8 protein-coding genes are annotated in these 12,180 nt (G+C 73.8%); 2 read left to right on the forward strand and 6 right to left on the reverse strand.

Annotation, left to right across the window (positions count from 1 at the left end):
• Positions 1-11: 11 nt before the first annotated feature.
• The gene (locus tag ACFQO7_RS11290) at positions 12-1,211 is read right to left on the reverse strand and encodes a low temperature requirement protein A (RefSeq protein WP_376806309.1); all 1,200 of its coding nucleotides are present in this window, start codon (positions 1,209-1,211) and stop codon (positions 12-14) included.
• A 370-nt stretch (positions 1,212-1,581) separates the two neighbouring features.
• Here ACFQO7_RS11290 and ACFQO7_RS11295 point away from each other — a divergent pair, with 370 nt between their 5' ends.
• Complete coding sequence (locus ACFQO7_RS11295) at positions 1,582-6,279, forward strand: HEAT repeat domain-containing protein (protein WP_376806310.1); 4,698 nt, start codon at positions 1,582-1,584, stop codon at positions 6,277-6,279.
• 12 nt (positions 6,280-6,291) lie between these two features.
• Here the strand turns inward: ACFQO7_RS11295 and ACFQO7_RS11300 are convergent, their stop codons facing one another.
• Positions 6,292-7,467 (reverse strand): cytochrome P450, encoded by a 1,176-nt coding sequence (locus ACFQO7_RS11300; protein ID WP_376806311.1) that lies wholly within the window; start codon positions 7,465-7,467, stop codon positions 6,292-6,294.
• 423 nt (positions 7,468-7,890) lie between these two features.
• Between ACFQO7_RS11300 and ACFQO7_RS11305 the strand changes: the two genes are divergently transcribed.
• A complete protein-coding gene (locus ACFQO7_RS11305; RefSeq protein ID WP_376806312.1) occupies positions 7,891-8,016 on the forward strand; it encodes a hypothetical protein in 126 nt (41 codons plus the stop codon).
• A gap of 29 nt (positions 8,017-8,045) precedes the next feature.
• Here ACFQO7_RS11305 and ACFQO7_RS11310 read toward each other — a convergent pair whose 3' ends face one another.
• From ACFQO7_RS11310 to ACFQO7_RS11325, 4 genes are read right to left on the reverse strand one after another with little or no spacing between them, the layout of a single operon-like run.
• Positions 8,046-8,936, reverse strand: a complete 891-nt coding sequence (locus tag ACFQO7_RS11310) for a carbohydrate ABC transporter permease (protein ID WP_376806449.1) — start codon at positions 8,934-8,936, stop codon at positions 8,046-8,048.
• Between the two features lie 29 nt (positions 8,937-8,965).
• Positions 8,966-10,012, reverse strand: a complete 1,047-nt coding sequence (locus ACFQO7_RS11315) for an ABC transporter ATP-binding protein (RefSeq protein ID WP_376806313.1) — start codon at positions 10,010-10,012, stop codon at positions 8,966-8,968.
• Entirely contained in the window at positions 10,009-11,325 is a 1,317-nt protein-coding gene (locus ACFQO7_RS11320; protein ID WP_376806314.1) for an ABC transporter substrate-binding protein, read from the reverse strand. Before ACFQO7_RS11320 ends, ACFQO7_RS11315 begins: the two co-directional genes overlap by 4 nt.
• A complete protein-coding gene (locus ACFQO7_RS11325; RefSeq protein WP_376806450.1) occupies positions 11,322-12,143 on the reverse strand; it encodes a carbohydrate ABC transporter permease in 822 nt (273 codons plus the stop codon). Before ACFQO7_RS11325 ends, ACFQO7_RS11320 begins: the two co-directional genes overlap by 4 nt.
• Positions 12,144-12,180: the final 37 nt, after the last annotated feature.

Consider the following 12,180-nt stretch of genomic DNA (forward strand, 5'->3'; position numbering starts at 1 on the left):
GGGCCGTGCCGTCACGCCCCCTCGCGCCCCAAGGGCACCCGGAGCAGCGGCAGCGGGCGTCCGGTGCGGACGATCCAGGCCTCGAACGCGTTGAGCGCGAGCAGGACGGCGACCAGCAGCACCGCCGTCACCATGATCGGGAGCTGGACGGCGGCCGCGGCGACCGCGCAGCAGGCCACGGCGGCGGCGACGCGCTGCACCGTCGCCGCGCCGAACATGCGCCAGCGGGCGTAGCAGAAGCCCCACAGGTACAGCGCGACGCCGGGCGCCAGCAGCACCTCGGGCAGGCTGTGCGGCACGTCCAGGGGATGGGCGAGCAGCTTCTTCAGGCCGACCGCCACCAGCACGATCGCGACGACGTAGCCGAGGTGGGCGTAGCTGAACACGTCGGTGACGATGCGCGACTGCGCGGGGGTGTGCTCCAGGCTGTGCCGCACCGCGGGCGCGCCGAAGTGGAAGTACGTCCACCACAGCAGCACGATCAGGGCGAACGCCAGCAGCATAGCGGCCAGTTCCGGCGTGCCGAGCAGGCCCGCGGCGGCCTGGTTGCCGGTGGCGACCACGGTCTCGCCGAGCGCGATGATCAGCACCAGCCCGAACCGCTCGGGCAGGTGCGCGGTCTCGTACCGCATGCCGCTCAAGCGGCCGCGCAGCAGTCGCGGGCTGCTCAGCTCGATCAGCGCGGCGGCCACCCAGAGCACGGTCTGCCACGTCCCGCCGAGTATCGCGCCGGCCAGGTACAGCGGGGCGCTGACGAACAGCGCGACCGCGAACGGGTCCAGGCACGGCCGGAACTGTCTCGCCAGTCCACTACGGACTGCCCACAGCACCAGGCGCAGCACGGCGTAGGCGAGGGCGAACAGCACGGCGTGCCCGCCGTACGCCTGCCCGATCGCGACCGACATCAGCAGGCCGCAACCGGCCGCGCCGAACAGCACCATCCTGCCCGCGGCCCGGTCGACGCGGCTGCCGGCGAGGTTCGCCGCCAGCGTGGTGCCGACCCAGCCCCACCACAGCGGCAGGAACAGCAGCACCGTGCGGGCCGCTTCGCCGGTGGTGTGCGCGCCGGCGAGCGTCGAGGTGATCTGCGTGATCGCGAATACCCAGATCAGGTCGAAGAACAGCTCGGCCCAGGCGACGCGCTGCTCCTCGCGGTGGGCGGGCGGCGGGGCGGCGGTGTCGGCGTCTGCGGTGAGCGGTGGGGGGTTCACGCGGCAAAACTATGGGGCCCGCGCCCCGCACGACAAGTTCTTACCCGCCCACAAGGGACTCGGTGTGACGTCAGCCCATACGGTGCAGGGTGTCCGGCCGCCGCCCTGCACCGTCGCCGGGACCAGGCCGTCGGCATGCTCAGAAACCCGGCCCGCGTTTGATCAGCTCACCGGCGGCCCGACCCGGCGGTCCCGCACCAGCTCCACCAGCACCGGGTCACCCACGCGGGAGACCTCGACCTTACGCCGGAACTGGTTGCTCAGCTTCGAGGTCAGGACGTCCCGCCGCCTCGTCCCGGCGGCGCAGGAGCCTCGCGGGCAGGCCGAATCAAGATTGCCGCGATCACCGCGACGACTACCATCGGGCGGCATGACATCAGCGAGCGAGCCGGTTCGGGCTGCGGTGCGGCGAGGCGACCTCGACTGGCTGTCGACCCGTCTGGTAGCAGAGGACTGCACACCGGCCGTCCTGAAGCTGCTCATCCGTCATGAGGACCCGCTGCTGCGGCATCTCGGCCTGGACCGGCTGGCCGCACGGATCGCGACCCCGGGTATCGCGGAGTCCGAGCTTGCCGTGCTGGCCGGGCTGCTGCCGCCGATCCTGGACGGACTGCCGGAGACGGCGCTCCTCGTGGCTAACCTCCACCAGCGGCTCCGGCGCTACGTCTCCGAGGAGAGCAGGCCGCTCCGACCTGGTGCGGAGTCGCCGGTGAGCGTGCAGATCGCCTGGCTGCGTGCCGAGATCTGCGACAGGCCCGCGACGGTCCGCAGCGAACCGGCGGGCGAGCTGCTCTACCAGGCCGTGGCCGGGATCGCCGCCGCGGACACCGACCGGCTGGATGAGCTGGTCGGCGAGCTGGCCGCCGGCGGTGACCCGGTGCTACGGGACGCGGCGCTGCGGCTGGCCCGCGAAGGGCTGCACAGCGTGCTGCTTGCCCCGGCCCGTGCCCGCGAGCACGTCGGCAGGCTGCTCGCATCCGACGATGTGTCCGCTGCCGCGCTGCGGGAGCTGGCCGAGCCGTGGGCCGCGCTCGCCCCGTTGCGCCGGGAGCGGCTTCGGCCGCTGCTCGTCACCGCTCCGCCAGGGCCTGCCCCGGCCGATGCCCGCCAGGGTCAGGCGGTCGATTCGCCGTCACCGTGGCCTGCCGTGATCGATGCCGCGATAGTGGCTGCGGCCCGTCACGGGCATGCCGACCTGCTCCACGACGTCATCGGGGACGAGACGATGCCGCCGCAGGCTCGGCAGCAGGCACTGCGGGAACTGGGCACCCTGGCCGGACGCGCGGACCTCGGCGATCTCCTGGCGGCCGCCGCCACCGACCCGTTGCTGTTCGGCGGATCCGTAGTGGCGTGCCTGCGGGCCATGCACCGGCGCGGCGTCTTCCCGGGCGGTGACGACGCGGCGTGCATCGTGGACCTCGCGCTCGCCGACCACACCGTGTCCGCGGCCGAGGTCGCCACGATCCTGTTCACGTGCCGGCGCGCGGCGTTCGACGCGCTGCTGGTCGCCGACGCCGAGGATCCGACGTGGCCGCGGCGGCTGGCGCTGCTGGTCGAGCTGGCCCGCCAGGGAGGCGGTGACCTGCCGATCGGCGACGCGATCGCCGGTGTCCTGCCCGCGACGTCCCGTCCGGAGCCGTTCCTGGCGGCGATCCGGGCGCTGCGCCACACTCCGGCGGAGGACGCGGTCATCGAGGCGCTGCCGCAGGCCCCGGCTGCGGCATTGCACACGCTGGAGGTGGTCGGCGGCCCTCGGACCGTGGCTGTGCTGCGGGAAGGGCTCGGCCTGACCGGCGGCGATGCCACGGCCGTCGTCCCGCACCTGCGGCCGGTGCGCCGTCGCGCGCTGGAGCTGCTGTGGCACCTCACCGACGATCCCGACGGGCGGGCCGCGCTCCTGGCCCGCCTCGACCCGCGTGACGTGCCCCGCCGGATCGCCGTCGACCTCGGTGGACCCGACCAGCGGGAACTGGCTCTGCTGCGGGCGGGCTTCGACCCGGACGACCCGGTGTCGGCGCTGCTCGTGCTGGCCCGTAACGGCGACGCGGGCACCCTGGCCGCCATCGCCGACCTGCTGGCGCGGATCGTGGCGGAACTCGCGGCGTCGTGGGAGCCGGGCGGCCCGGCCCGCCCCGCACGTTCCGACGGGCCTCCACCCGGCGAGCCCGCGGTGCCCGACGAGGTCGTGACCGCGATCCGCGCCCTCGGCGGCCGCCTGCACGACCGCGGCAAGCTGCGGCCGTACTGCCTGCGTGAAGTCGGCAGCGCCACCGAGGCCGGCCACGCGCTCGTCGCGACCATGGCGCTGGACCTGCTGGAACGGCCCGGCCTGTCCGCCGGCGAGCAGGCCGTCCTGCTCACCCTGCTGCCCCTGGCCCCGTACGCGGGCACCCGGGCCCGGGTGCACCGGCTGCTGCGCCACCATGACCGCCACGTCCGCAAACACGTGATCGCGGCGCTGGCCGCCGACTCCACCGGCGACGCCGCCGAGGCGCTGTCGGCGAGCCTGATCGCGCTGACCGCGGCCCGCGACGCGCAGACCGTCCGGCAGGCCCTGCTCGCGCTCGGGCGGATCCGGGCCCGCTGGGCCGCCCCGGCGATCGCGGCATGCCTGGACCACCCCACCATGAACATCAAGAAGACCGCCGCCGAGGTCCTGATCCAAGCCGGTGCGCCCACCGCGGTGCCGAGGCTGCTGTCCTGGCTCGGCCGCCACGACAACCCGGGTCTGCGGGCGACTCTCGTCGCGGCGCTCCAGGCGATCCTCGGCCGCGCTCACGCCGCCACGGTCCTCGCGGCAGCCGAGCATGCCGACGACGAGCGCACCCGCGGGCTGCTGCTCGGCGGGCTGGACCGGATGCTGTCGGCGCGGGCGGTCGACGCGCTGGCCCGGCAGGGATCACCGGTCGCGCCGACGCTGCTCGCGCTGGTCGCCGCAAGCGAGGTCAGGCTCGGCGAAGGAACCGTCGAGGATTTGGCGGCGCTGTTCACGGCACACGGCATCGCCGCACCGGCCCGTTCGGTCGTGGCCGCACCCGGCCCGTGGGATGAGGACGTCGACGCGCTGGTACACGGTGGCTGGAACGCCGAGACCGCCCTGCGGATCGTGGCCGGACACGACCTCACGCCCGGGAATCCGAGTGCCGGTCAGCTCGCCCGCCTGCGGCCGCTGCTGGCCGACTGGCTTCAGCTGGCCTCCACCGACGTGGCCCCCGCACCGGCGACGCTTCGGCTCACTCTGCGGCTCTGCCCCGCTCCCTGGTCGGCCGGCGAGGTCAAGACCTTCGCCCAGGCAGTCGGGACCCTGGTCGGCGGTCTGGGTGAAGCCGCCGGTGAGGACCGGGACGGTCTGCTCACGGTGCTGGCAGCGGTCGCGCCGACGCTGCCCGCCGCCCAGGCCCTCGGCGTCGCCGCGCGGCTGCGGACGCTCGCCCCCACCGCGGCCGGGCGGAGGTCGACGCTGGGGCTGCTGCGCCGCTGCGGCGCGGTGCTGACCCGCGCCGACATCGAGCACGCCCTCGCCTCGGCCCGGCTCGGCCCGGACCCGTGGCGAGCCGAGACCGCCGTGCTGCGCGACGCTTTCGCCGTCACCGCTACGCGGACGTCCGAGAAGGCCACCGCATGGCGGCTCCGCCTCGAAGCCGTCGTACGCACACCGGACGGCCTGCGCGACTTCCGGTCACGAGACGACCTCCCGCTGCCGTCTCACGACCGCCTCGACGCCCTGGTCGAGGCCTTCCCCTCGGCGCATCCGGAGGCCCGTGGCGCGATGCTGGACTGGCTGGAGGCACTCCAGCCGATCGACGCACCGTCCTGGACCCTGGCCGAGCGGTTCCACGGGCCCGCCGACCGGCCACGGACCGCGCACGACGGCGACCTCGACCAGCCGCGCTCGGCGGCGTTGCGCGAGCGCCTGCTCGCCATGCTCGACGCTCCCGACGCGGGTCGGCGCAACGCGGCAGCCGCCGCGCTCGAGGACTGGCCCGAACCGGAAACCGAACGCGAGCTGCTGCGCGCGTTCCTGGACGGACGCGTCGACGTCGCGGTCGGCGCGGGCCTCGCGCGGGCGTTGAACGGCCTCGACGAAACCGGACTGCGGACGATCGCCGCCGGTGGCGAGGCCGTGCATGAACGCCTGGCCCGCGTGGCGTATGACCTCGGCCCGTCCGACCTGCACCGCCTGCTCCCGCTGCTGCTCGAATGGTGGGAGCACGGCGGATCCGCCACCCGCGCCTCGGTCGCCCGCGCGCTGCGCAAGGACGACGAGTACGCCGACACCCTCGCGGAGGGTCTCCGCGGCCGCCTGGCCGACGGAGCCTGGGGTTACCTGGACCTGATCGCCGGCCTGCCCCTGCTGCGTACCGCTGCGCTGTCCGAAGTCCGGCGGCGGCTGCGTGCCGAAGGCCGCGAGGACCTCGCCGACAAGATCATCCTTGTGGACGGCCCGCTACGGGGGCTCGACGCCGCCGACGGCGATCCCGCCCGGCTCGCGGCCCTCCGTGAGCGACCGCCCACGGATCCCGCCATCCCCGCGCCATCACGCGTGGAGCTGCTCGGCCTGATCCGCACCGGTCCCACCGACCAGGTCCGCCGTGCGCTCACCCGCCTCGCGGAGGCGCACGAGGACGACCGCCCGACCGACGACCGGCTCGCCGCCGACCAGGACGCCGAACTGGAGAATCTGCTGGCCGACCTGCTCCACCACCCCGAGCCGAGAATCCGCCTGCACGCGCACCGCATCGCTCGCAAGCTCCTGGATCGTCCGACCTACCTGCGCCACAGCATGGTCCTGCTCGACGATCCCGAACCCGATGTGGTCCGGGCCGCGGTCAACACCCTCAGCCACGCGGTCCACCAGCCGGCCATCCCCGCGATCGTGGGCCTGCTCGTGCACTCCCACACCGGTGTCCGCAGGGCCGCGATCGGCGGTCTCGTCCAGATCGGACCGTCGGCGATCCCGGCCCTCAGGCACGCGGCAGGCCGCGCCCGCCCGGACCGGCAGCACCACTACACCACGGTCCTCGACCGGATCACCGAGCGTGCGGCGGACCGGATCACGGCGCCCTGACGGCGGGCGAGGTCAGGTCAGGACGGGCAAGGCCTCCGTGCCGTGCTGGACGAAACCCCGTGCGCCGTAGTGGAAGCTCAGCGGCGCGTCGGGGTCCAGGCGCAGCCCGGGGCAGGCGTCGAGCAGCGCGGTGAGGGCCGCGGTGACCTCGATCCGGGCCAGCGGGGCCCCGACGCAGTAGTGCGGGCCGATGCCGAAGCCCAGGTGGGCCCCGCCGCGCCGGTCCAGCCGGAACGTCTCGGCGTCGGGATACACCTGCTCGTCGAAGTGCGCGGCGGCGATGCACAGGTACACCATGCTGCCCGCGGCCAGGGGCGTCCCGGCGAGCTCGGTGTCGCGCATGACCAGCCGGTAGAGCCCGGCGGTCGGGTTGGCCCAGCGGAAGGACTCGTCGATCGCCGCCTCGGCGAGGCCGGGCTCGGCCCGCACCCGCGCCAGCGCGTCCGGGTTGAGCAGCAGCGAGGACACCGTCGCCGACATCATCTGGATGGTGGTCTCGAACCCGCCCAGCAGCAGGCTCACCACCGCGGTCGTCACCGCTTCGAGGGAGTACGCGTCGTCGGCCTCGAACGCCCGGACGATCTCGCCGAGCATGTTGTCGCCACGTTCGCGCAGCTCTTGGCGCACCAGCGTGGTCGTGTACTCGCTGAGCCGGTCGTACGCCTGCCGGCCGGCCTCGGCCACCGACTCGTCCATCGGCGAGCCCAGCCAGGTGATGATCGCGCGCACCCAGGCCAGGCCCTGGTCGCCGAGTTCGTCGGGGATGCCGAGCAGGGCGAGGAACACCTCCATCGGATACCGGGCGATGCTCGCCTCGACGAGCTCCACCTCGGCCTGCGCGGCGAGCGGCCCGAAGCTGCGCCGGGCGATCGGCAGCACGGCCTGGGCGTACTTGGCGCTCGCACTCGCGCTGAAGAAGCGGTTGTGGATGCGCCGCAGCCCGTGATGCGCCGGGCCGTCGAGCGCGATCATCGCCTCGCTCATCGGGCCCATGCCGTAGAAGCGGGTGCTGAAGGTGTCGGTGTCGCGCAGGGCCGCGCTGACGTCCCGGTGCCGCAGCACCAGCGGCGCGTGCATGAGTTCGTCGTACTCGATCGGCTCCTGCCGCCCGAGCGCCGCGAGCATGCGGCCGAGCGCTGCCGGTGAGCTGGATCGTTGCGCGAAGGCACTTTCGGCGGCCGGGATCATCCATCGATTACAGCCGTTGGCTGCGGGAGGTGGACAGCGCAGCGACAGATGCCCGACAGCGACGGTCACCCTACTGGGGGTAACGGCCGAGCAGCGATCGACTCAAGCGAATCGGCCCATGCCGCCGCCGGTGCGGCCGCTGTACCGTGATCGCCTCTTGTCGATTCGGGCACCGCGGGGGAGCAGATGACCAGGGTCGCCATCGTGATCGGAGCCTCTGCTTCGGTTTGGCGAAGATCCCCGTTTCCGTCCGCTGGTGTGGGATGGAGGGGTTGAGCGACTGCCTGCGGGTCGAGCTGAGGCCGCTGGGCGTCGACGTGGTGGTGATCCGGCCCGGTGGCATCGCGACCGAGTTCCCGCAGGTGGCGGGAGAGCGGCTGCTCGCCACGTCCGGTGGCGGGGCCTACGGCGAGCAGGCCCGCCGTGTTCGCCCGCTGGCTGCTGCCCGACCGGGCCTTCGACCGGCTCGTGGTCGCGCTGTTCGCCGCCCTGGGCACGATCGCCGCCCGTCGCGCGCGACCGGCGGTCTCGCCGACGACTGGTCGCTGATCCCGCGGCGGGGACACCTGCCGCGGCCGCTACTCGGCCGCCGGGCCCGCGCCGGCGAGGCCGGATGACGCCCAGCGGCGCAGCAGGCGCCACTGGATCAGCACCGCCACGGCGGTCAGGCCCAGCATCAGCGCCGCGACCGCGGCGGCGTAGCCGTACCGTAGATACTCGAACGCGTCCTGGTAGAGCACCAGGGACAGGTACGTCGTCGCGTACGGCGGCGGCCCGCCGCCCGTCACGACCAAGGTCGGTACGAACGACGCCTGCAGGCTCATCAGCGTGTCCCGCAGGACCAGCACGGCGAGCACCGGTGCGAGCAGCGGCAGCGTCACCCGGCGCAGCACCTGCCCTGGGCGGGCGCCCTCCAGCTCGGCCAGCTCGTACGCCTCGGGCGGCAGCGCGAGCCGGGCCGTCAGCACGATGACGAACGTCTCCCCGATGGTGAACAGGCTCATCAGGACGATCCCCGCGCGCGCGTCCTCGGGGTCGGTCAGCCACTGCGGCGGCAGGGTGCCGAACATGGTCCGCCCGCCCTCGCCGCCCAGCAGGAGCAGCTGGTTGACCGGCCCCTGGACCGGGTTGAGCAGCCAGAGCCACATCAGCCCGTACGCGAGTTCCGGGACCGCGCCGGGCAGCAGCACCGCCACGCGGGCCGTTCCGGCGGCGCGGGCGCGCCGGTGCAGGAGCAGGGCCAGCCCGACCGCGAGGACCAGCCGCAGCGGCACCGACCAGGCCAGGTAGGACAGCGAGTTGCCGACCGCGGCCCGCACCGCCGGGTCCCTGGTGAGTTCGGCGAAGTTGTCCAGGCCGATGAACCGCGAGGTCGCGATCAGGTCGTTTTCGGTGAACGCCATCGCCATCGTCGCCGCGGCGGGCAGCAGCACCAGCACCACCAGCCCGACCAGGTACGGCAGGAGCATCAGCAGCAGCTGACGGCGGTCGCGGTCCATCACCCGGCCCGTCCCGCCCCGGTGGGCTGCGGGACCCTTTCGCCGGTGGCGGCGTCGAAGGCGTGCAGGTGCTCCCCGGCGACACCGACGCGGACCCGGTCACCGGGCGCGGGCCGGGCCGCGGCGGCAACCCGGGCGATCAGGCGAAACCCGCCGACGTCCAGGTGGACCAGCGCGTCCTCGCCGAGCACTTCGACCCGTTCGACGTCGCCGGGCAGGTCCGGCTGGGTGCCGTCCAGCGTCACGTGCTCCGGCCGTACGCCCAGCTCGACGCCGGTCGTCGGGACGCCCGGCAGGCTCAGCGGTCCGTCGCCGGGGAGCAGGTTCATGCCGGGCGCGCCGACGAAGGCGGCGACGTGCCGGGTGCGCGGCTGACGCCATACCTCGTCAGGGGTGCCGACCTGCTCGAAGCGGCCGTCGCGGAGCACGGCAATCCGGTCGCCGAGCGCCATCGCCTCGGACTGGTCGTGGGTCACGTAGACCGTCGTCGCACCGAGCCGGTCGTGCACGGCCCGGATCTCGGTGCGCATCCGCAGGCGCAGCTCGGCGTCCAGATTGGCCAGGGGCTCGTCGAGCAGGAACACGTCGGGTTCGCGTACCAGCGCGCGGGCCAGCGCCACCCGCTGCCGCTCGCCGCCCGACAGCTGGTGCGGGCGGCGACCCAGCAGGTCCTGGCAGCTCACCGTCGCGGCGGCCTGAGCCGCGCGGGCCGCGGCGGCCCGGCGGTCCGCGCCGCGGATCCGGGGGCCGAACGCGATGTTGTCGGCCACGGTCAGGTGCGGCAGCAGCGAGTGGTTCTGGAACACCATGGACACGTTGCGCTGGCCGGGCCGTAGCGCGGTGACGTCGCGCCCGCCGATGGCGACGGTGCCGGCGCTCACCGGGTCGAGCCCGGCGATGGCCCGCAGCAGCGAGGACTTGCCCGCGCCGGACGGGCCGAGCACGACGAGCAGTTCGCCGCGGGGCACGGTGAGGTCGATGCCGCGCAGGGCGGTGACCGCCCCGCGCGACAGGTTCACCCCGCGCAGGTTCAGCCCGGGTTTCACCGAGCCGCCGTGCCCCGCTGGAAGACGGGCCGGGTCGCCGCGTCGAGGTCGGCGATCACCTGGTCCAGGGGGTCGCCGTGGAAGAAGGCGTTCTCCAGGACCTTGCCGGTCGCGTCCTCGATCTCCGGCCAGGTCGAGATCGTCGGCACCGGGCGCAGCACCGGGATGGTGTCCAGGAAGATCTGCGAGCGGGCGGGCGGCGTGCCGGGGGACAAGAACGCGGGCGAGGTCGCCACGGAGATGCGTGACGGCACGGTGCGCCCGGTGCGGGCCATCAGGGCGGCCCCGGGCTCGCTCAGGGCGTATTCGAGGAAGCGCCACGCCGCGTCCTGGTGCTTCGACGCCTTGGTCATGCAGTACGCGTCGCTGTGCAGGATGTTGGCCGGGGAGCGGTACTGCGGCAGCGGGGCGACGTCCCAGTCGAACCCGGTGATCGCCCGGAAGGCGGTGGTGACCCGCCGCGAGGACACGAACATGGCCAGCTTGCCGGCCGCGAACCGGGCCTCGTGGTCCTGGGTCTCCATCTCGACGTCGGACGGCACGACGCCGAGCTTCGGCAGTTCCAGGAAGTCCTGGATCACCTGCCGTGCCTGCGGTGTGTCGAGGGTGAGCCGGGTCGGCTTGGCCGGGTCGTCGACGATGTCGCCGCCGTTGGACCAGATCAGCGGCGCGAGCCGGATCAGCTCGGGCGTGACGCCCAGCCCGTGCACGGCGGCCGGCACCCCGGCGGTCTCCGGGTCTCCGGCCTTGACGGTCCGCCCGCCCGCGTCCCGGGTCAGCGCCTGCGCGGTGGCGACCAGGTCGTTCCAGTGCCAGCCCGCCACCGGCTCGGCGACCTCGTATTTCTTGAACAGGCTGCGGTTGTAGTAGACGGCGAGGCTGGAGATGTTCTGCGGCAGGCACATCTGCTCGCCGGCCCACCGGAAAGCGCCCATGGCCTGCGGGTAGAAGTCCTGCTCGCGCAGGCTGCCCGAGGCGGCCAGCCGGGCGGTCAGCGGTGCGAGCGCGCCCTTGACCGCGAACTGGCCGTAGTTGCGGTAGTTGATGAGAAACAGGTCGGGTGCGGCGTTTCCGGCGACCGACGTGGACACCCTGGTCATCAGGTCCTTGGCGCTGCTCGCCTCGATCAGGTTCACCGTCGCGCCGGGGGTGGCCTGCTGGTATTCGGCGGCCAGCGACCGGTACGCGGCGAGCTCGTCCGGGGTGCCCGCGACCAGCAGTGAGACGGTGTCGGCGGCCGGGTCCGCCTCGGTGGCGCATCCGGTGGCGGTGACCATGATGAGCAGGCTCAGCAGGGCGGCTGTTCGCTTCACGGGGCTCCTTCGGGGCCGTAGGAGTGCAGGAACCGGCGCTGGGCGGCCCCGAGCACGAGCATTGTCGGCAGGGTGGTGAGCACGGCGCCGGCGAGGAAGACGGGCTGGTTGTGCGGGTCCATGGCGGCCAGGGCGCGCAGTGCCAGCGGCAGCGTGAAGGCGGCCCGGTCGTAGAGGTAGACCATCGGGTCGAGCAGGTTCGACCAGGTCAGCACGAAGGTGAGTGCGGCCAGCCCAGCGGTGACCGGCTGGACCTGCGGCAGCGCCATGCGCCGCCACGTCTGCATCGGGGTGAGGTCGGCGAGCCGGCACAGGTCGTGGCTGTCGGCGGGGATCGCGCGGAAGGCGAGGTAGTAGATCAGCGGGTAGAGCGGCGAGGTGGCGATCAGCGCGGGCGCGACGAGCGGCACGAGGGTGTCGGTCAGGTGGAGCGTGCGGAACAGTACGAAGCGCGGCAGCAGCAGCGCGGTGGCGGGCACCATCATGGCGAGCACGGACAGGCCGATCACGGTGCCGGTGACGCGGCGGGGGAGCTGCGTCAGGGCGAACCCGGCGAGGGAGGCCACGAGCAGGCTCAGGGGGACGCCGACGGCGGCGACGATCATCGAGTTGGCGGCCGCGCGCACCAGGTCGCCGTGGGTGATCGCCTGCTGGTAGGCGGTAAAGCCGGGGTCTTCGGGCAGCAGCGGTGGCGCGACGACGGGCGGCAGGCCCGGTTCGCGCAGCGAGCCGGTGACCAGCAGGACCAGGGGCGCGGCGAACAGCGCCGTCACGGCGACGGCCCCGTAGGCCCGGCGGCGGCCGGCCGTGTCGCGCATGGTGCGGCGAGGTCTCGCGGCGAAGACGTGCCAAGCC

The organism is Catellatospora aurea, from assembly GCF_042663325.1.
GTDB classification, from domain to species: Bacteria; Actinomycetota; Actinomycetes; order Mycobacteriales; family Micromonosporaceae; genus Catellatospora; species Catellatospora aurea.

Excerpts from the sequence above, each read along its gene's own strand:
- ACFQO7_RS11295 (WP_376806310.1), top strand. The coding sequence starts at position 1,582 with ATGACATCAGCGAGCGAGCCGGTTCGGGCTGCGGTGCGGCGAGGCGAC.
- ACFQO7_RS11300 (WP_376806311.1), bottom strand. The coding sequence starts at position 7,467 with ATGATCCCGGCCGCCGAAAGTGCCTTCGCGCAACGATCCAGCTCACCG.
- ACFQO7_RS11310 (WP_376806449.1), bottom strand. The coding sequence starts at position 8,936 with ATGCTCCTGCCGTACCTGGTCGGGCTGGTGGTGCTGGTGCTGCTGCCC.
- ACFQO7_RS11325 (WP_376806450.1), bottom strand. The coding sequence starts at position 12,143 with ATGCGCGACACGGCCGGCCGCCGCCGGGCCTACGGGGCCGTCGCCGTG.